Annotated in this window: 19 protein-coding genes and 1 tRNA gene; 11 read left to right on the top strand and 9 right to left on the bottom strand. The window is 47.2% G+C overall.

What is annotated here, in order from left to right; genetic code table 11:
* The first annotated feature begins 12 nt into the window (after positions 1 to 12).
* The 7 genes from KGFNPO_RS07440 to galE all read left to right on the top strand — a co-directional run bounded on the left by KGFNPO_RS07440 (position 13) and on the right by galE (position 9,492).
* On the top strand, positions 13 to 1,497 hold the full coding sequence (locus KGFNPO_RS07440; RefSeq protein WP_472634049.1) for an MOP flippase family protein: 1,485 nt from the start codon (positions 13 to 15) through the stop codon (positions 1,495 to 1,497).
* 192 nt (positions 1,498 to 1,689) lie between these two features.
* Positions 1,690 to 3,495 carry a tetratricopeptide repeat protein gene (locus KGFNPO_RS07445; RefSeq protein ID WP_472634051.1) on the top strand — a complete coding sequence of 602 codons (1,806 nt, stop codon included), beginning with the start codon at positions 1,690 to 1,692 and terminating at the stop codon, positions 3,493 to 3,495.
* A gap of 591 nt (positions 3,496 to 4,086) precedes the next feature.
* Positions 4,087 to 4,929, top strand: a complete 843-nt coding sequence (locus KGFNPO_RS07450; protein ID WP_472634053.1) for a glycosyltransferase family 2 protein — start codon at positions 4,087 to 4,089, stop codon at positions 4,927 to 4,929.
* 118 nt (positions 4,930 to 5,047) lie between these two features.
* Positions 5,048 to 6,304: an O-antigen ligase family protein gene (locus tag KGFNPO_RS07455; RefSeq protein WP_472634055.1), complete on the top strand. Its 1,257-nt coding sequence runs from the start codon at positions 5,048 to 5,050 to the stop codon at positions 6,302 to 6,304.
* Between the two features lie 65 nt (positions 6,305 to 6,369).
* On the top strand, positions 6,370 to 7,248 hold the full coding sequence (locus KGFNPO_RS07460; protein ID WP_472634057.1) for a rhamnosyltransferase: 879 nt from the start codon (positions 6,370 to 6,372) through the stop codon (positions 7,246 to 7,248).
* 135 nt (positions 7,249 to 7,383) lie between these two features.
* Complete coding sequence (locus KGFNPO_RS07465) at positions 7,384 to 8,346, top strand: glycosyltransferase family 2 protein (protein ID WP_472634059.1); 963 nt, start codon at positions 7,384 to 7,386, stop codon at positions 8,344 to 8,346.
* Between the two features lie 126 nt (positions 8,347 to 8,472).
* Positions 8,473 to 9,492 (top strand): UDP-glucose 4-epimerase GalE, encoded by a 1,020-nt coding sequence (gene galE / locus KGFNPO_RS07470; RefSeq protein ID WP_472634061.1) that lies wholly within the window; start codon positions 8,473 to 8,475, stop codon positions 9,490 to 9,492.
* Between the two features lie 573 nt (positions 9,493 to 10,065).
* Here the strand turns inward: galE and galU are convergent.
* The 4 genes from galU to KGFNPO_RS07490 all read right to left on the bottom strand — a co-directional run bounded on the left by galU (position 10,066) and on the right by KGFNPO_RS07490 (position 13,644).
* Positions 10,066 to 10,962, bottom strand: coding sequence for a UTP--glucose-1-phosphate uridylyltransferase GalU (gene galU, locus KGFNPO_RS07475; RefSeq protein ID WP_472634063.1), 897 nt, complete (start codon positions 10,960 to 10,962; stop codon positions 10,066 to 10,068).
* Between the two features lie 304 nt (positions 10,963 to 11,266).
* Positions 11,267 to 12,754, bottom strand: a complete 1,488-nt coding sequence (gene wbaP, locus KGFNPO_RS07480; RefSeq protein ID WP_472634065.1) for an undecaprenyl-phosphate galactose phosphotransferase WbaP — start codon at positions 12,752 to 12,754, stop codon at positions 11,267 to 11,269.
* Complete coding sequence (locus tag KGFNPO_RS07485; RefSeq protein WP_472634067.1) at positions 12,751 to 13,269, bottom strand: VanZ family protein; 519 nt, start codon at positions 13,267 to 13,269, stop codon at positions 12,751 to 12,753. The genes wbaP and KGFNPO_RS07485 overlap by 4 nt, the downstream gene beginning before the upstream one ends.
* Before the next feature lie 75 nt (positions 13,270 to 13,344).
* Positions 13,345 to 13,644, bottom strand: a complete 300-nt coding sequence (locus KGFNPO_RS07490; RefSeq protein WP_472634069.1) for a sugar phosphate nucleotidyltransferase — start codon at positions 13,642 to 13,644, stop codon at positions 13,345 to 13,347.
* Between the two features lie 714 nt (positions 13,645 to 14,358).
* Here KGFNPO_RS07490 and KGFNPO_RS07495 point away from each other — a divergent pair.
* On the top strand, positions 14,359 to 14,730 hold the full coding sequence (locus tag KGFNPO_RS07495; RefSeq protein ID WP_472634071.1) for a hypothetical protein: 372 nt from the start codon (positions 14,359 to 14,361) through the stop codon (positions 14,728 to 14,730).
* 17 nt (positions 14,731 to 14,747) lie between these two features.
* Here KGFNPO_RS07495 and KGFNPO_RS07500 read toward each other — a convergent pair whose 3' ends face one another.
* The 3 genes from KGFNPO_RS07500 to KGFNPO_RS07510 all read right to left on the bottom strand — a co-directional run bounded on the left by KGFNPO_RS07500 (position 14,748) and on the right by KGFNPO_RS07510 (position 16,255).
* On the bottom strand, positions 14,748 to 15,104 hold the full coding sequence (locus KGFNPO_RS07500) for a diacylglycerol kinase (RefSeq protein ID WP_472634073.1): 357 nt from the start codon (positions 15,102 to 15,104) through the stop codon (positions 14,748 to 14,750).
* Positions 15,105 to 15,287: 183 nt separating this feature from the next.
* Positions 15,288 to 15,542 carry a hypothetical protein gene (locus KGFNPO_RS07505; protein ID WP_472634075.1) on the bottom strand — a complete coding sequence of 85 codons (255 nt, stop codon included), beginning with the start codon at positions 15,540 to 15,542 and terminating at the stop codon, positions 15,288 to 15,290.
* Positions 15,543 to 15,649: 107 nt separating this feature from the next.
* Complete coding sequence (locus KGFNPO_RS07510; RefSeq protein WP_472634077.1) at positions 15,650 to 16,255, bottom strand: HipA N-terminal domain-containing protein; 606 nt, start codon at positions 16,253 to 16,255, stop codon at positions 15,650 to 15,652.
* A gap of 692 nt (positions 16,256 to 16,947) precedes the next feature.
* Between KGFNPO_RS07510 and KGFNPO_RS07515 the strand changes: the two genes are divergently transcribed.
* Together KGFNPO_RS07515 and KGFNPO_RS07520 are read left to right on the top strand one after the other, a co-directional pair.
* Entirely contained in the window at positions 16,948 to 17,112 is a 165-nt protein-coding gene (locus tag KGFNPO_RS07515) for a hypothetical protein (RefSeq protein ID WP_472634079.1), read from the top strand.
* On the top strand, positions 17,112 to 17,192 hold the full coding sequence (locus KGFNPO_RS07520; protein ID WP_472634414.1) for a DUF4113 domain-containing protein: 81 nt from the start codon (positions 17,112 to 17,114) through the stop codon (positions 17,190 to 17,192). Before KGFNPO_RS07515 ends, KGFNPO_RS07520 begins: the two co-directional genes overlap by 1 nt.
* Positions 17,193 to 17,505: 313 nt before the next feature.
* Here KGFNPO_RS07520 and KGFNPO_RS07525 read toward each other — a convergent pair.
* Positions 17,506 to 17,582, bottom strand: a tRNA-Pro gene (locus KGFNPO_RS07525).
* A 186-nt stretch (positions 17,583 to 17,768) separates the two neighbouring features.
* Here KGFNPO_RS07525 and KGFNPO_RS07530 point away from each other — a divergent pair.
* Positions 17,769 to 18,917, top strand: coding sequence for a M14 family metallopeptidase (locus KGFNPO_RS07530; protein WP_472634081.1), 1,149 nt, complete (start codon positions 17,769 to 17,771; stop codon positions 18,915 to 18,917).
* A gap of 112 nt (positions 18,918 to 19,029) precedes the next feature.
* Here KGFNPO_RS07530 and KGFNPO_RS07535 read toward each other — a convergent pair whose 3' ends face one another.
* Complete coding sequence (locus KGFNPO_RS07535) at positions 19,030 to 20,253, bottom strand: DUF2863 family protein (protein ID WP_472634083.1); 1,224 nt, start codon at positions 20,251 to 20,253, stop codon at positions 19,030 to 19,032.
* Between the last annotated feature and the right edge of the window lie 136 nt (positions 20,254 to 20,389).

Below are 20,389 nucleotides of genomic sequence, written 5' to 3' on the forward strand. Positions count from 1 at the left end.
TGATAAACATAATTGTCGTTTTTTCACAAATTTCAAACTTACTTCTCTGTGACCCTTAAACGTAAAACCTTTTCCGCCGTGCGCTGGACGGCTACTGCAGCGGTATCTCGCGCAGTGCTGCAACTTATCCAAGTTGCGTTACTCGCACGCATACTGCTGCCTGCAGATTACGGTCTCATGGCAATGGTTAGTGTGGTGCTCGGATTTGCCGGTATGTTTGCCGACCTTGGTGTCAATAGCGCTTTTGTGCAGCGCCAGGATGTAACCCAGGAACAGCGCTCTAGCCTGTTTTGGCTAAATATCGCTTTGAGTGCCACGCTAACTTTGCTGGTGGTTGCTGTCAGCCCACTATTGGCATGGTTATTTGGGGATACCCGTTTAACGCCATTGTTGATGTTGAGTGCCACCACTTTTGTGATTGGCGCGCTGGGCTTGCAAGTGCGTATGGCGGCAGAAAAAGAACTCGATTTTCGACCAGTGGTGGTTTTGGAAATCGCTTCTGCTGCTTTGGGATTTGTTGCGGCACTACTTGCGGCCAATTTGGGATGGGGAGTGTATTCGTTGGTACTGGGCAGCATTGTTTCGGCAGTGGTCGGAACTGCGTTTGCGTGGATGTTTGTCGCCCGCGGCTGGCGGCCTATGTGGCGCTTGCGCATGGCAGATGTGCGCCCGTATTTAAGCTTTGGTGGTGCCATGGTGGCAAACAACATCGTCAACCAGATCAATATGTCAATCGATCTGTTTCTCGGTGGGCGCTTGCTGGGTGCTGCGCAACTGGGTTTGTACAGCGTGCCACGCAATCTTGTTTTGCAACTGCAGTTCATGATTAACCCGATCATCACTCGCGTGGGTTTTCCGCTAATTGCCCAAGTTCAAAACGATGTGGTACGGGTTAGAGCTATTTATCTCAAAACCTTAAATATGACGGCATCGATTAATGCCCCGCTTTATATGGGGGTAGCAGCTTTTGCGCCAGAAGTCGTTGCAATACTGCTTGGTGATAAGTGGCAAGATGCTGCACCTTTGTTGCGCGCATTGGCAGCATGGGGGTTTTTCCGTTCAATCGGAAATCCCGCTGGTAGTTTATTGTTTGGTATGGGGCGTGCTGCTTTGGCTTTGAAATGGAATTTCGGATTGCTATTTATTGTTCCTCCAGTCGTCTGGCTAGGCTCGCAATATAGCGCTATTGGCATGACATGGGCGCTTTTTGGTTTTGCGGTTTTAATGTTTATACCAGGCTGGTATTTTCTGGTACACCCATTGTGCAAGGCGGGCCTTCTTGAATACACCGTTGCCGCCCTTCGTCCATTAGCATTGGCTCTGATAAGCATAGCGCCATCGTATTTTGTAGCGACTCAATTTAATGGATCAGTTTTACGTTTTATTTTGGCCATAGTTATTTCGGTGCCGCTTTATTTAGTGATTAGTTACAAGGTTAACCAAGAGTGGTTTTCTGCGATGGCAGGGTTATTTGGACGACGGCGCGCTCTTGGGTAGCTAAGTGAGTGTGAATTTCGACATCGCAGCCCCTTACAGCAAAGGGTTTTGCACTTTTACTTTGAGACTGCCCTATTTGTGGGTTAATGCGCTAAATGTAGCGAGTCAACTGCGTGCTAAAGATGCAACTTAATTATTTCCTTTGCATGAAAAGCCTCTTTCTAGCGATTGCATTAACTATCAGAAAACATCTTGGCCCAAGCAATGACAATCCTCCTTCCTTTTCTCAATCAGCTCCATGCACTGCGCGCTTATGCGTTCAGTCGGCGATTTATGCCTTTCGCCATAGTCTGTCTGGTTGCGATGGTTGGCGGTGCTATCGGCCTTACTGAAACAGTCTATGGTCCCGGCAACAAACTTATTATGTCGCTGGTTACTCTTGGCATGGCAGGTGCTTTATGGATTAGTAGCACTGAAATGCTGCCGCATGAAAAGCGCTGGTTACGACGGCTGACGCGGCAAATCGATGATTGCTGCTACGAGGATGCCGAGCACAAGTTCGCTTCACCACTGTGGCTTTCAGGATTTGCTGTCCGCATCAGGCGGTTGGAAATACAAGCCCGCTTGAAGATCGAAACCGGTGATCTGGCTGCCGCCTATGCGGTGTTGGCAACCGCAGAGCAAGGGGTTTTGCTACCGGAAGAGCGAGTTTCCATTCGACTGGCGAAGACGAGCGTGCTGTTCCAGGCTGGCAATTATGTTGCTTTTCGCAAGGAGCTTGGCGAACTTGCTTCCAGTGTGCAGCAATCAAAATTGCATCACTCCAGGTATCTGTTCTTGAAAAATTACGAGCACGAACTGGACGGTCAATACGGGCCTGCGAAATCCCTGCTTGAAGACGTCATCGAGAGAACGCCCGAACCCTGTCTGGTCGTGGCCGCATACAACAACCTGGCTCGCCTGGAAGATATGCAAGGTAACCACACCAATGCCCAGAGCTACTACGAGCAGGCTTGGCATGCCTTGCAAAAAGAACCGTTGCGGCGGCTGTACCCGGTTGTTATACACAATCTGCTGATCAAATACGCGCGGCACGGGCAGCCTGAAAAGGCTATCAATTTGCTCGAAGCTTATCGTGCTGCGGTCATGCCTGAAAATATCCATCAAGTCGCCCAACTCATCAACAATCAACTGATTTTAGCGCGCCAACTGGGCAACCGGCCCTTGCTACTGGATTCTTACGCGCGCGCCGAGCGTGCGCTGAAACCGCATCTCGACAAGCGCCAACGGCTTGCATGCGCTGTTGCCGAACTGCGCATGCGCTTGAACGATGGCGTCGGATTTGCCAAACACCTAGTCCAGACATTAACCCTGCTCGATGCACACAAGGATTTGCCGGTGCCAGAGCGATTTGCGGCCCTGAGCGAACTGCTTGCCGTGCTCGATCAATGCGGCGAAGCACAAGCAGAAGGTCTGGACCTGCGCGTACCGAGGCAGAGTACAGTTGCAGCCTTGCTGGCGATGCAAGACGATATTGACCTGCAACTCCGCGACGCTCCAGCGAGTTTGCCGTTGGTCAGGGATATCTGGCTACGCCACAAAATTCAGCTGTGCAAACTCAAATTGCAACAGCCGACAGGTGGAATATCCTATTTAGCAGCACAAGAGCTGTTCCGGCTACAGCAGGAACGGCGGCACGTGTGGGCTGATAAAGGTAATTCAGAATGCGAAATCGACGCCCTGATTGTTCTCTGCGATGAGTACGTCGCCTACGCACGGCAGCTCGATTCCAGGTTCGCAAAGGATTACCACCCGGTAGCGCAACAAGCGCTGACCGACGCCGGCCACATCCTCGAAAGCCGCTGGCCCCACCCGTCCATGCACCAATATGCACTGGGAATTGCATATTTCTACTGGCAGATCGGCAATGACCGAGAAAGCGCGGCTTACTGGTTATCCAGATTCGATGGATTGAATCTCAACGTGGCGCATTACGCCCAGTGGCTGCGGGGGCACTATGCGGAGGTTAAAGGATGGGTTGGTGGATTGCATGAATAACTAATGTTACGCATCTTCAATATTATGGAAAACAATGTCCACGAAAAACCCGAAAGGCACGAAACAAGACTTAAGGATGGTAATGGAGTGTGTGGCAGTTGCACAAATTCAAGCTATGGCTAAACGCATCTCTAATACTTGGTTGTGTATATTTTATACGCGCAATAAAAATATGCGGGAAATGCCATAAAAAATACGATACTCTTTCTTTTAAATAAATTTTTGGGTTGGGAGACCTGTTTGTTCTTTTCGTATATTTCGCGGAAAATACGCAACATCAGTCAATAAAAAGATAGCGAAGTGGCGGGGGGAAGTCAAATGATTCACTTGCACGGTCAGTTTGGTTCTCAGCGAAACAATTGAAGACTGTCATCAATTCGCGGTGATGGGCAAGGTCTTACTCCGATTCATGAAAGAAACGCCATTAATCGTCGTTATTTGATGATGCTTTTGTGGAAAGTCACTGAAAGAAAATAAATTTTCAGACGTTGAGGAGCGCTTCAAAACCCCATTGAAAATCAGTCGTTCAGACGCTGTCTGCGTATCAAGAGTATTACTTGTTATCTTATGCCCCAATTTTTTTATAAATATATGCAATCAAAACCATTAATAAGTATTTATATACCGACACATAATAGGATTGAAAAATTAGAGCGGGCCTTAAATTCAGTTTTTTGTCAAACATACAAAAATTATGAAATATTGATTTGTGACGATGGTTCTACCGACGGGACCCAAGATAGAATGAGAAAATTAGCGGAAAGTAATAATCAGGTGCGCTACTTTAGAAATCCCGTACCACTCGGAGCCTGTAGCGCCAGAAATCTAGGTATATTTGCCGCGCACGGAGAATTCATTACAGGTCTGGATGATGATGATGAATTTACTCAAGATAGGCTTGAAACATTTATTTTTGCATGGAAAGATGAATATGCATTTGTATGTAGCAATTTTACAAACAAGTACAAAAATGGTGGGCTGGTATCGCACTATAAAAACAAAAAATTAAATTTTACAATAAAAGATTTACTCGTTAATAACGAAGCCTCGAATCAGATTTTTACCAAGACAGAACGGCTTAAAGCCATCGGTGGATTTAGAGTGGATATTAAACGATTACAGGATTGGGATACATGGATAAGACTCTGTGCCAAATATGGCGATTTTTTTCGATTTACCACTCCTCTTTATATAATGCATCACGATCACGGTGTAGATGAGTCTAGAGTTTCTAACGATATGCCATTGCATACCGCCATGGATGAATTGTGCAACAGGAATAAAGAAATATATGATCAAAGATCCGAGCTTATAATTCGCTCTCGCTCGCGTTTTCTGCAACATAAATTTACATCTCTTGATATGGTAAAAAATATTATTTACAAAAAAAGTGTTAAGCCAATATTTTGTTTTTTGTTTCAAGCATTTAAATAGATTAATAGAGATTTTTAATTTTTCATCTATTTTATAATTTATTTATATTTTTAGAATTATATAAAATATTTATATAATAAATATACTTTTGTTATAATATAAATATAGGTCCCATATTATGGATAATAAAAATTATAAAGGCGTCATTTTTTTTATTTACTCCTATTGCGTAATTTTAATTTCAGCACTGCCAACAGGAGCTATTTTTGGTTTTCCAGTAAAAATAATTTTTCTTATAATATTTTTTTTAATTATATTTTTTATTCTACTAAAAAAACCATTGCCAACTATTTTTTGGAATAATTTTTTATGTATTTCTTCATTTTTAATTTTTTATTTTATTGTTGGGTTAATTGATTATAAATTAGAAGCATTAAAAGAATTTCAGTTAATTTTTACAACAATTATATTATCTGTCTTTATTTGGATTTTGCATTGTAAAGTTTTTTCTTTTAGGGATTTTTTTAATATTTATATATTATCTTTATTAGCTTCTTTATTTGTTAAAATTTTATTGATTTTATATGGAATAAAATTCGGTGCTTTTGCCATGGTTCAAGCTTTCTATGATATTTTTGGGAGCCGAATTATAACCATGGTGTTGCCGTTTAACTTATTCAGGATATATATACAAACTGATATTGTTCTTGCTTTCTTCCCGTTTGTTTATATTTGGGCTACTAGAGATGGAATAATAAAACCAAGTAATTTATTAAGAATTATTTTAATAATTTCTTTTTTTGCAGTACTGGTTAGTTTTTCGCGTTATTTGATAATTATTAATTTAATTGGCTTATTACTCCTATTGAAGTTTAATAGGCATTGGATTATTGGAATCGCATCTTTATTTATTTTTATATTTCTATTTTTATTTTTTAATTTTAATTATTTTTATGAATTTTTTGAATTGAGATTTTTGTCAGATGCTAATACTGAATCTGACAAAATAAGAAAAGAGCAGTTCGATATACTAGTTAATTTATTTAATAAAAATCCTATTATTGGAAGTGGTATTGGTGCATATGACCCCAGCCATATCCGTTCCGCCCTTAATCCATTTTCTTACGAGCAGCAGATCTTATCACTTTTACCTAAATTTGGAATTTTAGGAGGAGTTGTGATTGTTATGACTATAATCTCCATTAGTTATATTTTTTTAAATCGTAAAAACTGGTTTGGATTTTTTGTTTTTGTTTTATTTCTCATGTCAGGTATATTTAATCCATATCTATTTTCATCAAATGTTATTCTTATTTATTCTTTTATATTTATAATGATTTCTTCTAAATTATCAATTCGAAACAATCGTTTTGAGCGGAAATTTCCACGCTCAATTCATCCGATAATTATTTTCAATAAATCTTTTCTAAATTAGATGAGAAAATTAATCTGTGAAACTTATTTAGAGTATAGCCAAGACATCCGAATTATCTAATTTATATGAAGTATATTTTGAAAACTTGCGCAGTAATTGTCACATACAATCCAGTAACTCATATTCTTGAAAAAACAATAAATGATCTTAATGATATTGATATAGATTGTTGCGTAGTAGACAATACTAAAGGTAGCTACATAAATAATATCTTTGAAAATAATAATCTTATTCGTCTCGAAGAAAACTATGGCATCGCAAAAGCACAAAATTTAGGTATTACATTTGCCATTAAAAATAGCTATAATTTTATTATATTTTTAGATCAGGACAGCATAATAAATAAAGAATGCATCTTTAAACTAATAAATACACTTGATAATCCTGACGTAATGATTGCAGCTCCTGTATTTAGGGATAAAGAAAAGGGTTTTTTCTACAAAATTGTTGATGTTTCTAAATATGGTTTTCGAAAAATAATAAAACCAGAAAATATGCAAGAAAGCCATATTGTTTCAACGGCAATATCTTCTGGTACTATTGTTAAATCATTAGTTTTTGAGTCTATTGGACTGATGGATGAAGATTTTTTTATTGATTACGTAGATACTGAATGGTGTTTACGGTGCGCCAAAAATAAAATTTTTATTAAAGTTAACCCAAATGCTCAGATGATTCATTCTATTGGGGAAAAAAGTTTGAATTTTTATTTTTTTCGCGTTCCAGTTCATACCCCAGTAAGACGATATTATAGAGTTAGAAACTCTTTTTTGTTATTAAGGAAAAAAAGCATCCCTAAATTTCTAGCTTTGCGTGAGATATTTTTTGCAATAGTGCATCAAGTTATAATAATCATATTTTGTAAAAATAAAATCCAGTACTGCAAATACATGATTCGCGCATTTATTGATGCTATAAGATTCAAGACAGGGAAAATCAGTTAATTTATACATATGATTCTATATTTATAAGGCCTATTGTTTATGTTCTACTCTGTTTTTTTACGGGATTGTGTTTTTGTAATTTTTACAGATAAACAGTTTAATTTTTTGAGAAATTTTTCTGGAGAGGTTTTTTAAATGGGCAGAGTGGTGATTTCAGTTGATAGATCCCAAACTCGCATAGCTTGCATTGTGCCCACCTATAACGGTAGAGACGATCTCGAGCGTCTTTTGGATTCGTTGGATAAGCAGCGCGCGCAGTTCGATCTGTTCGTGGTTGATTCCAGTTCCAGGGACGGCACCGGTGAACTGGCTGTTTCTCGTGGCAAGAATGTGGTGACCATTCCGAGCAGCCAGTTCAACCATGGAGGTACCCGGCAGATGATGGTCAGCGAAAATACTGGATATGACCTTTATATATTTCTGACGCAGGACGCCTATCTGGAAGAAGCGGACGCGATCGAGCGCCTGATAGTGCCTTTCGCTGATGTTAAGGTCGGTGCGGTTTGTGGTCGGCAGTTGCCGCATTTGGATGCCTCGCCTTTGGCGCAACATGCGCGCCTGTTCAATTACCCGGATACTTCGCAAACCAAGTCGTTCTTGGATGCGCCCGTTTTGGGGCTGAAGGCGGCCTTTATGTCGAATTCCTTTGCCGCGTATCGCGGTAGTGCCTTGCTAGAAGTGGGTGGTTTCCCTGAGCATGTCATCTTCGCCGAGGACATGTATGTGGCGGCCAAGATGCTGCTTGGTGGTTGGAAGGTCGCCTATGCGAGTGATGCTAGTTGTCGGCATTCCCATAACTACACGCTTCTGGAAGAGTTTCGCCGATATTTCGACATGGGCGTGTTCCATGCGCGTGAGCCGTGGATTCGCCAGCGCTTTAGTGGAGCCGGTGGGGAAGGGATGCGCTATGTGAAGTCGGAGTTGCAGTTTCTTGGCCTTGCACGCCTTTATCTCTGGCCTACGGCTATCTTGCGCAATGCTTGCAAGCTGCTGGCTTACAAATTGGGCCAGAACGAGCAGCGCATGCCTATCGGCCTGAAGAAAAAAATCGGTATGTATAAAGGCTATTGGGCTAGCTCTTACGCGAAGAAGCATTGAGACGAATGCTTTTTACCTACGCCGACTTTATCGGTTTGACCGTGGTTCGCTGCTACGTGCGGCAGGCTCTGGCGAATGGTGCTGGCGTGTTCATGAATCTATAACTTTTTTTAATTTCCTTTTTCCATGCCTAAAAAAATTCTGGTCACCGGCGCGTCCGGCTATATCGGTTCGCATACCTGCGTCGAATTGTTGCAGGCGGGTTTTTCTGTTATCGCGCTGGACAATCTTTGCAACAGTTCGCGTGAGGCGATTGCACGGGTGGAGCGCATTACAGAAAAATCATTGCCGTTTTATGAAGCCGACGTGCGTGACCGCTCCGCGCTGGATCGCGTCTTGCGCGAACATGCGTTTGATGCGGTGATTCATTTTGCCGGACTGAAGGCGGTTGGGGAATCGGTCGCCAAGCCGCTTTTGTATTTCGATAACAATGTGTCGGGCACGGTGACATTGTTGCAGGCATTGTCGGATGCGAACGTCAAGCGCTTCGTGTTCAGTTCGTCAGCGACTGTCTATGGAGACCCGGAAGCATTGCCCATCCTGGAGACGGCGCGGCTGTCCGTGACCAATCCTTACGGTCGTTCCAAGCTGATGGTGGAGCAGTTGCTCGGTGATGTGGTGCAAGCCGACCCGGATTGGCGCATCGGTGTTCTGCGTTACTTCAACCCAGTGGGTGCGCATCCGAGCGGATTGATCGGGGAAGATCCGTTGGGTATTCCCAATAACTTGATGCCTTTTGTCGCCCAGGTCGCCGTCGGGCGCCGCCCTAAGCTGGCAGTGTTTGGCAATGATTACCCGACACCGGACGGCACCGGGGTGCGCGACTATATTCATGTGGTAGATCTGGCACGCGGCCATGTTGCGGCGCTGAACCGCTTGTTTGCCGAGCAGGGCGGATTTACAGTCAATCTCGGGACCGGGCAGGGCTACAGTGTATTGGAGACGGTACGTGCCTTCGAGAGCGCGAGTGGTTGCGCTGTGCCGTATGAGATTGTGCCGCGCCGTGCGGGTGATATTGCCAGCTGTTATGCGTCTTCAATCAGGGCGCAGCAATTACTGGGCTGGCATGCAGAAAAGAATTTGGAAGATATGTGTGCGGATCACTGGCGCTGGCAACGGATGAATCCGCAGGGTTATGCCGTCTAATACTCTCTTCGGACGCGATTCGTATCGCGCGGCCGGGATTATTCAAGCTGCAAATCGTTTTTTGATCATGGGTTGCATAGTGCGGTTGATGTCGCGGCTCCTTCTACAAGACAGCATACCGCACGCCCTACGCCATGCGGCTTACGACCTTGTGACCAGTGAAAAATATCGTCCATGATCCCCATTGGGATGTCATTTGCTTGTAGGTGCGAATTTATTCGCATCAGTTCGCACAGTTAAAAGTGCGAATAAATTCGCACCTACAGCGCTGCTGTCTCTACGTGAAAAGGCTTGATGTTGAACAGAGTAATAGGTAGTGTTCTAAAGAAATATGATGGAGTATGGGCAATAACATGCCAATTTCCGCATATATATAATGAATATTTATAAATACATACCATAGTTCATTGGTACTGAGCTTGCGAAGCCCAACATTGTGCGTACAAAGTTGGGCTGATAAGGCGTTAGCCCAACCGCGTTCAAGAAATAGGAAGGAGCGATTGCGCGGGTAGGGCGTATTACAGAAAAATCATTGCTGCTTTATGACGGTGCGTAAGCGCTCTGCGCTGGATATCAGCTTGCGCGAGCATACGTTTGATCGAATGGCATATTCTGCAAGAAGGCGCGAAATGCCTCTTTCACTTCCGGGTGTTTGAGTGCAAATTGCACTGTTGCCTGTAAGTAACCTAGCTTGCTGCCACAGTCATAGCGGATGCCTTCAAACTGGTAGCCCAGCACCGTTTCTTGCGCGAGCAGAGCGGCAATGGCATCGGTCAGTTGCAGCTCACCGCCGGCACCCGGCTGCAAGTTGCGCAGATGCTTGAAAATCGACGGCGTCAAAATGTAGCGGCCAACTACACCCAGGTTGGAGGGGGCATTTTCGGGCGCTGGTTTTTCTACGATGCCGTGCAGTTTGAGTAAGCGCTCGTCAAACAAGGTGCCTGCTATGACGCCATAGGATCGGCTCTGCTCGGGAGCAATGGCTTCCACGCCGATGATGCTGTTACCACACTGCGCATGCAGTGTGGTCATTTGTCGCATGACAGGAACCGTGCCGTCCAGCAGATCATCTGCCAGGATTACAGCAAATGGCTCGTCATGCACCAGGCGTTCCGCGCACAGTACTGCATGACCCAAGCCCAGCGCTTCCGCTTGCCGTACGTAGATGCACTGGACGTTGTGAGGCTTGATGTCGCGCAGTACATCGAGTAACGCATGCTTATTGTGGGCTGCCAGTTCGGTTTCCAGTTCATAGGCTTTGTCGAAGTGATCTTCGATTGCGCGCTTGTTGCGCCCAGTGACAAAAATCATTTCAGTGATGCCTGCTGCTGCGGCTTCTTCTACAGCGTATTGGATCAAGGGTTTGTCGACAATCGGCAGCATTTCCTTGGGGCTGGCCTTGGTGGCGGGTAAAAAACGCGTACCAAGTCCGGCAACAGGAAAGACAGCTTTGGTAATTTTTTTGTGCATAACGGAAGCTCTTTTTTGCAGAATATTATTGATGGAACTTGGCTACTATTCAGTCCCCTATAAGATACCTCCAAGCCGAAGTTGTTCTTGTAGGAGCGCACCTGGGCGCGACCAACGGCTGCAGTCTGGCGACTGCTTTCGCGCCCGGGTGCGCTCCTACAAAAAAACCAAGTTTAGGGATGACGGGCTAGCCATCTCATAGACGGCTGAATAGTAACTGGAACTTAGTCAAAACAAGGTAGGTGGTTTTTCGGGTGTTGGCCACACTTACAATTTTTTTCAGATGTTTTATGTCACAACCTATTCAATACGCGCCATCTCTTTTCAAGATCACTTTTAGCGTTTTAAGCATAATAACGAGATCGTTGAAAAGTGACCAGTTCTTCACATACCAGGCATCGAGATAAACCCGTGTATCGTAGGTGATATCGTTCCTGCCGCTGATTTGCCATAGTCCGGTAATTCCTGGCTTTGCTTCCAAATAAAAATCGACCTGATTGCCGTAGCGTTCCAGTTCGGCATCTACAATCGGGCGCGGCCCTACCAGGCTCATTTCGCCTTTAAGTACATTCCATAATTGGGGCAACTCATCCAGGCTTGTTTTTCGCAAGAATGCGCCAATGGATGTAATCCGCGGATCTTTTTTGAGCTTGAAGTCGCGCAGCCATTCGGCCTTGGCTTCAGGATCTCGGGCTAACAGTTCCTGTAGCAATTTATCGGCGTTTGGCAGCATTGTGCGGAACTTATAGCAGGGAAAATGTTTGCCATGCTGTCCAACGCGTTTGTGTCCATAGAATATCGGTCGACCAGAAACGAGAACCTTTGCTGCTATCCAGCATAGAACAGGCGATCCGATGATCAATATGCATATTGACGCAAATAAATCAAAACAGCGCTTGAGCAATTTTGGTCCGCGTCGTGCCAAATTGTTGCGCAAGGTCAGCAGCATTACTTCGTGACTAAAGAAGTAGTTAACCTCCATGCCATATAGAGGCAAGCCGCGCAGCGACGGTACAATTTGCATATCGTTATAGTAACGACTAAGCTGCTGGATCAGTCCCTGAAATGTATCAATCCCGCCTTGCTCTAACGCCAAAACTATATGCGGGTTACCGAGGTACTTCAATGTTTGTTCTGGATTTTTCCCAAGTGAAATGCAAGGAACTGGTTGACCATTTCGATCTTTGTAATCGTGTTCAAATTTCTTCTTTCCATTGGGGATCAAAAATGCAGTGAGGCCAAATCCCATCAACGACTCGTCATCAAAAGCGTGCGCTGTTTCTACTGCATTTTCGCCCCAACCGATAATCACCATGGGACGAATCCATCCACCGGCGGATGTCAGAAGATACTTTAAAGTCCCGCGCATTAACACTAAAAGACACGGCGCTAGCAACCAGTTCACAAGAAGTAAGGCGCGAGAAAATGGCCATTTTCCAAAAAAAACTAAGGCAGTATCAATTAATGCTAATACCAGGGTGATATTGAGAATCTCTCTAATTTCATGCCAATAAGGCCTGCGCTTTGAATAATGTCCCTTACTCAAAAAAGCTGCGATGGTTAATATAACCAGCACAAAATACGTCCACAAGCGCGTAAAGTTTTCCTTTGTCCACCACTCATCGAAGGCAATACCGATTGGCTGATGTTCCACCATCGACTTCAATGTTCTGGCTAAGCAAAAAGCCGTCATCATGGCAAGAATATCAATAGCGACAAGCAGCCATTTTTCTATCTCTTTGCTGCAATACCATTGTGTCTCGCGGAGGAAGACAGCATCAATCGACTTCATATTTTGCTCCCAAACTTAAATGGATTACTAGAGATAGAGTGCTTATCAATGTCTTCTGCCGCATCTGTTTCAGTGCGCGGTTGATGGTATCCAATGGTGTAATGGGTAAGCCGCCGCCTTGTCATGGCCGCATTCACGGTAGACAGCATCAGTACACTCGACAACGCTGCTAGCATGTCAAACGCCCAGTCAGCCAAGTCCGCACTGCGGTATGGCATCAAGCTTTGTATTGCTTCATCCAGTCCGCCCAGCAAAGCGATTAGCAGCAATGTGCGTAGCGCGCGACGCGCCATGCCACCTGCCAAGCCGCCATAAATCAAGCTGCTTAAACAGGCATACGCCGTAAAGTGCAGTAGTTTGTCGGGCACCTTGGCAGATAGCGCTGTGGCTTCGCCCGGGATGGCGCCAATCAATACCATCAACGCGAAAAAAGTGCATGCGGTTATCAGGCAACGCTTGTGCGTGATGAACGCGCTCAGTGTCTGGCGGTGAGGTTGAGGATGCGTGTGCTGCATGTTGGCTCTGCGTGTCGCTCGCTGGGAATGGATATTCTTTTGCTACGTTGATTCATCACTGAAGAGAGACTGGGTTCAGGCACCCCCCATTGCGGGCGCAGTATTGCGGCGCATTGGTTCCAGAAGAATCTGTGCATCGTCGATGCCGGTTTCCCGCAATTGTTCTGCAGCTACAAAACGTGATGATTCATTGCATACCAGTAGCGCTGGACCCATTGCCTCAATGCTAGTAAGCCGTTGCATCATTTGCTGGAGCAGGCTCTCTTTACCTAACAAGCGCAAAAACTGCTTTGGATAAGTTGCGCGGGAGAGTGGCCACAGGCGGGTGCCGGAGCCACCGCAAAGAATCACTGGAATCAGGGCAGAACGAGTCATTGTTGGATCAATTCAAAAAAATTGGCTTATCCGATTGTCCAATTGACGGAATGCTTGGCGGTATATATGGGGACAGGCGGAAATTTGCCCCGAATTAACAATATCAGCAAAGCACCTAAGAATTTCCGCAAGGGAATTTTTTATTTTTGCAGCGCAGCATATCTGTTTTATTGCATCAATGCAAGCGTGAATGGGATTATTCAGCCCGCTATAAGAGGAGTCCAAACTGAAGCAGTTTTTTGTAGGTACTCTGTTCAAAATCAGGTTTTTTCACGTTGAAACAACAGCGGCGTAGGTGCGAATTTATTCGCACTTTTAACGATTCCATGCGAGCTGATGCGAATAAATTCGCACCTACAAGGAAATGGCATCCCAATGTGGATAATCGCCGATATTTTTTACTGGCCACAATGTGCACCGTACAGCGGATCTATCGGAAGGCAGTAAGTCGTATAGCGTAGGCATCGTCAGCATACAAGGAGCGCACTTGGGTGCGATCAACGGCTGCAGTCTGGCGAGCGCTTTCGCGCCTGAAGGCGCTCCTACCGAACTGCACCATCTTGTCCCTGACGGGCATGCTGGCTGAACAGTGCCAATATTTATGAATAGGTTCTTCTGAGCATTTATCCAAAAATACCGTCTTTATCAGCTGGCGCAGTAGAAACCAATCCGCTCATTTTTACTTCACCATTGGGATTGGTCGCGCTAACGGGAATGAAAATTGGATTAGTGAAATACGCTGCGACACTTCCTGAGCCAGAAAAACGCTTCACTCTCAAGTCATCCTCAGCGTTGTGGGGTGGGGCGGCTGTGAATAATCTAATGGTGCTGTTTGCAGCTCCACCGCCTTTTCCGATTATTGCAGGTTTGATTATGGGGATTGCTACCTGGATGAATATCGGGAGCCGGTATGAAAAAGAGGATCAGTTGCTGGCCGCACGTAATAAGAAGACTCCAGATAAGAAGACTCCAGATATTGAGGCACAGACTGCATCAAATCCAGCACAGATAAGCGTAGCGGTTATTGCCCCGGCATCACTGCCAGCGGCGGAGCCCGGCCTGGTGTCAGTACCTAAGCTAGAATAATCGTTGCAGATGGCGAACTATGTCAGGCACGTCTCAAGCAGGAATGCGATAAATACGCACATGCCTGTGATGCTAAGCAGCAACACCGCGCCAGCCGCACAGTCCTTTGCGATCTGAATGGCAGGGTGTTGTGCGGGATGCAGATGATCCAGCGCATGCTCTAATGCCGTGTTGAAAAGCTCGGCAGCCAGTACCACGCCGCAGTTTATCAGCAGCAATGCCCACCAGAACATGGCGGGTCTGCGCCAGATCAAAACCAATATCACAGCCAGGGTAGTAACACACTGCTGTCGGAAACTCATTTCTCTATGCCAGGCAGTGGCGATGCCTTGCATGGCAAACCCAAGGCGCTTGCGAAAAGATTGATTTTTCATGAGGGACGTTTTTTGCCAAGATGCAACTGCCCGGTATTCGGCGAAGGGGATTGCAGAAAAGTGAAAAAAATTTAAAACGATTAAATTTTTCCAAGTTTAACTGAGGAACAGTCAATTGCCGGAAAACAGCGGTGGTTTGTGCTGAGGGGAACTCGGGAACACCATACGGTATTCCCGATAAACTTAATGATGCGTTGTGGTTGTGTGTGTTGTTGCTGAGTCGGAATTAGAGGCAATTGCAGCAACCGCAGCAATACCAACACCTATCGCAACTAATGTAGCCGTACTCAGACCGGCTGCAGTACCGCCAGCAGCACCTGCGGTAGATCCAGTAGTAGTTTCAGTAGCAGAAGTAGTTACTGGCGCTGCAGAGGTCTGGGCGATTACTTGGGCAGAAAACAGGCTGAAGATGGCTGCGGTAAGTAAAATCTTCTTCATGAGAACATCCTTTCTTTAGTGAGATGGTAAGTAGGGTGGAAAAATTTATCATTGATGCAATTGCATTATACTAATTTTGCCCTGATAAGTGCCGGTTGGCAATCAAACTAACCCCATGTAAGTGCAAATGAAGTGATGGAAAGAAAGTTGCTTTCTTGCGATTCTTTTGCCGCGTTGCGATCCGGCAGAAAGAGGATGTGCGTCGGAGGTGTGCCGGTCAACGGTTCGAACAGTTCTGTGCCATTCAGTGTTACGAGCATCTTGTGCTGAGCGCCGGCTAGGGACATCCGCTTGGGCGCGTCTTTCGTGAGCGACACATGGAGCAGGTTGATGATGCGTTTGTTCAGTTCGTGCAGCGGTAACCGCTTGACGCCGTGCTCGGTAGGAACTGGCTTTTCAGGATCACGCAACACTTGGGAGCCGGCCGACTCCGCACCGAAATACGCCAGAAGGCCAAAGGCATCTTCGGCGTTCAGAGCCGCTTCTTTGGCGATCACAGTGCGAAGCACAACTTCAGGTAAAAAGTTATCGAAATACCACCGGACGGGACTGTTCGATGCGCCATTCGCATGCAGTCCAGCCGCGCGAGGCAACGCTGGAGAAAGATCGAACCCCTGCGGAGACTCTACCCATTGATCGGCGTATTTGAACTGCCAGAGGTCAGTTTCCTCGTGCAGGTGGCCTACCTGCTCGCCGTTGACCAGTACCTCCAACGCACGGGTAGTCCCGTGTCCTTGTCGGGCGGCGCGTCGTTGTGTCGTACTCCGTCAGACTTCACCTTCGGCGCGAGTCGACGCGGCTTGAGGGGCTTAACACTGGTGAGCTTGAGCGCGGCGAGGGTGGGCATAATGTCATCGGTACATCGGCCTTGAGCTCGATGCCCAACTCGGACAGGATTTTCATGGCACGTCCCAGTCGGACAGTTTACTTGCCGCGCTCCACTTCGCGAACGAATACTGATCCAACGCCAGTGCTGCCGGCGACATCATCCATCCGAATCTTCTGGTGCTTGCGCGTAGCCTGGATGAGGAGCCCTAATTCCTGCGGTGATCTGATACTGATAAACATGGCTTGCCGAAATCGATGCGATCGCATCATTTTATGCAAAATCGGAGGCAGTCCAATAAGAATCGATGTGAACACATTGATTCCGGTAATCACATGAACAAATTTAGACACAAGCCAACAGCCATAGCCAGAAGCCGCTTACCACCCCAAAAAGGTGAGCAATGCGAATCTCATGAGCGTCTGGTTTGCAGCGATGGACAACCCTTACGGTCGCAGATATTAGGCCGCAGATGCTTGCCCGGCATAATGGCCGATAGCAGTCGGATTTTATCCGGAAAACGGTAATTTTCGAACGGGTGAGACTTATGCTCACTTTCTGAACCCATCGAGCGAAACCATGATGCTCACGAAAGCGGCATTATTCCGGCTGATGAAGCAGATCTTCCGTGATGGCTATCTGTACAAGAAGGCAGGCGTGATGCTGATGGTGTTAATAGATTCGACAAGTCGCCAGGCTACCTGTTTGATGACGTTGCAGTGGACGTGCGCGAGGCAAAGCTGATGGGTGTGCTCGATGTCCTTAATCGGCAGCATGGCAGAGATACCGTGCAATTGGAAGCAGCAGGCATCCAAGCCAGATAGATCATGCGTGCCGACAATCGAACGCCGAGGTACACGACCAACTGGGATGAGGTGTCTGGTGTGTGGGTGATCTGAACTGTCGAACAGTACTAAACGACTAAGATGCGGCCGTATGGTGGTGCGTGTTGATAGTCAACCCTGCAGGTAAGTCAATATAGCGGCTGTTTGGGTGGGACGTTTTAAAAATTCCTGTACGTATAACAGCACTCCTTAACACTCAGCAGGAGTTGCCGATTATCCGGACACCTGCCGGACACGGATCATGATAAATAAAAATGGTTTCAGACCTAAATATGTAACCCGTTGATTCTATTGGTCGGGACGGAGTGATTCGAACACTCGACCCCTTGCACCCCATGCAAGTACGCTACCAGGCTGCGCTACGCCCCGACGAGCTTGCGATTATAACTGAACGCGCCGGAATTTAGCTGTCCGAAGTGCGTGAAGTTTGATGCGATTGGCTATGCGAAATGGATTTCCGGACGCACAATGGCAGCTTCTTCATTTCCCAATAAGGTTGTCCCGACGCTGCAGGCGGCCTGCTTGCGCAAGTCTGTTTGGGCAAAAAAATTACTTATGTCGATAACAATCAGTCAACAATTTGATGCCGGTGCGATTGAGGTGGTGCGCGCTGATGATCCGCAGGATATCGTTTTGAACTTGCGCAAGGATTCCAGCGCCGATTTTACCCAATGGTTTTATTTTCGCCTGCAGGGTGCGCGCGGCCTGCCTTGCACGATGCGCTTTTTGAATGCAGGGCAGGCGACGTATCCGGATGGCTGGAAAGATTATCGGGTGGTGGCGAGTGTCGATCGGGAACACTGGTTTAGGGTGCCTACCGCATTTGATGGTCAGGTGATGACGGTATCTCATACGCCGACTTCCGATGTTGTGTATTACGCCTATTTTGAGCCATATTCCTGGGAGCGCCATTTGTCCTTGCTGGGGCGAATCGCGTCTGCGCCGCTGGTGCGACTGGAGTCGCTGGGTCGCACGGTGCAGGGGCGCGAGATGGATCTGGTGGTGGTGGGGAATCCTGCGGCTACCAAAAAAATCTGGGTCATCGCGCGCCAGCATCCGGGTGAAGCCATGGCGGAATGGTTTGTCGAGGGCATGCTGGATGCGCTGCTGGATACGGCCAATCCGCTGGCGCGGCGCTTGTTGGCGGAGGCGGTGCTGTATGTGGTGCCGAACATGAATCCGGACGGTGCTGTTCTGGGTAATTTGCGCACCAATGCCACGGGGGCAAACCTGAATCGCGAATGGATGACGCCATCGCTGGCGCGCAGTCCGGAAGTGTTTGTGGTGCGCGAGAAGATCCATGCGATCGGGTGCGATCTGTTCCTGGATGTACACGGTGATGAAGGATTACCGTATGTATTTGTGGCCGGCAGTGAAATGCTGGAGGGTTTTACTGCGGAGCAGTTGGCACAGCAGCAGGCGTTTATTGATGCATACCGGCTGGCTAACCCTGACTTCCAGAATAAGGTCGGCTATCTCCCCGGTAAATATCAAGCTGATATGTTGACCCTGGCGTCGAAATATGTGGGCCATCATTTAAAGTGCTTGTCGTTGACGCTGGAGTTGCCGTTCAAGGATAACGCCAACCTGCCGGACCCCGAGTCGGGCTGGAACGGTGCCCGCAGCGCGCGTTTGGGTGCGGCGGTGCTGCAACCGATGCTGCAATCTATCAAGCGAATGCAGTTGCCCATGAGCAGGGCGTGATGGTGCTGGCGTATTAATAAAAAGCGGGAGTATGCCTTAAAATAATGGCATTCCCGCTTTATTTTATTGCGATATTAAAAATACTGTTGTATGTATTTATATGGTCTGCTGCTCAGTGAAAATGCTCGCTGCCTTGTGGAGCGTCTTCCGGCATTTCGGGGTGCACCAACTCGCCTTCGTCATCGGCGAAGAGGGGCGCGCCGCAATCGTCGCAAAATTCTATCGAGAAGCGTGTGTTATGGCGTTTGATGTTGGTGATGCCTTCTTCTTGCAGCAGGGCCGTGATGATTTCGATCGGCCTTTTTTGTTCTTCCTGGATCGACAGGTCGCTGTCATCTTCCTCGCCGTAGAGCGGCCAGATGATGCCGTAGACGATTTCCGGTTGCGTGCCGATGGCAAAGCCGATCCGGTACTCACTGATCTGGTCGTCGCTGCCGTCGTCGCCGAAGCCGCCGATGATGGCGCGCAGTTCCGACGCTGCCACATTGAGCGTATGGGTCAGATAATGCTGGGCGGCGCGAATCGCTGCCGGACGGATTTGCTTGTCGGCTTCGCGACAAGCGATGTAATACGCTTCCGGCAACAGTAATTCAATACCGCAACCCGGTAACAGGCGGGCGATATTGGGCGCGGCCTGCTCTTGCCATTGCGCCAGCACCTGCTGCTGATCGGCAATGACGTTTGGCTGGTTTTGCGGCATTTGCCAGCGAAACAGCGGTGTGCCTGCTGGTACCACAACGATTGCCAGCAAGTAGCGGGTATCGGCCAGGAAAGGCACGGTTTCCGCCGCTTTGGCTGGAAATTGAACCACGCTGTTTTTCAGCGCAGCTTGTGCCATGCGGCGCGTGAGCGCGAAGGTTTCGGCATGCGTGTGCGGCAGTTGGTCAATCGAAAATAGCGCTGGTGCAACGACTAAATGTGCGCCATCGGCCAATAAGTGCGCGCCGAGTTGTGCCGACAGAGTCAGGCGTATATCTTCCGCGATCGGCCCTGACGGGATAACAAAACGTGTCCACGCCAAAATTGGCGCAGCAATCAGCAGCGCATCAAACTGGACGCCGTCCTGTTCTATCACGCAGGACTCGCTGGTTGCCTCGATGGCTTCGACCAGCGAGTCGTAGGCGTCCAGGTCGGCCTTGAAAACATTATCGAGCGCGGCGTCGATGGTGTCCTGATGGTTACTCTTCAACAGTTTTTGGGACAATGTGTCCAAGCCGCGCTCCCAGGCGCGTTCTTCCAGGCGGCTAGCAGCTTGCGCGACGGCATGGCTGAAGCCAATCAATCGCTGGCTGTCTGTAGATAGTTTGGGAGAGGAGCTTTTTGACGGACGACGCATGTGAAATTTCGATGTAGTGAAACGGGAGGCACGTATTGTACGTGGATTAGCGCTGCATTCATGCAATTACGTTCGCGAAAGCTGCGCTGGTTGCGGGCGGAACTGGATTCTTTGCGTTGATATGGAAAATAAAAAC

This window comes from Gelidimonas diazotrophica, from assembly GCF_055694025.1.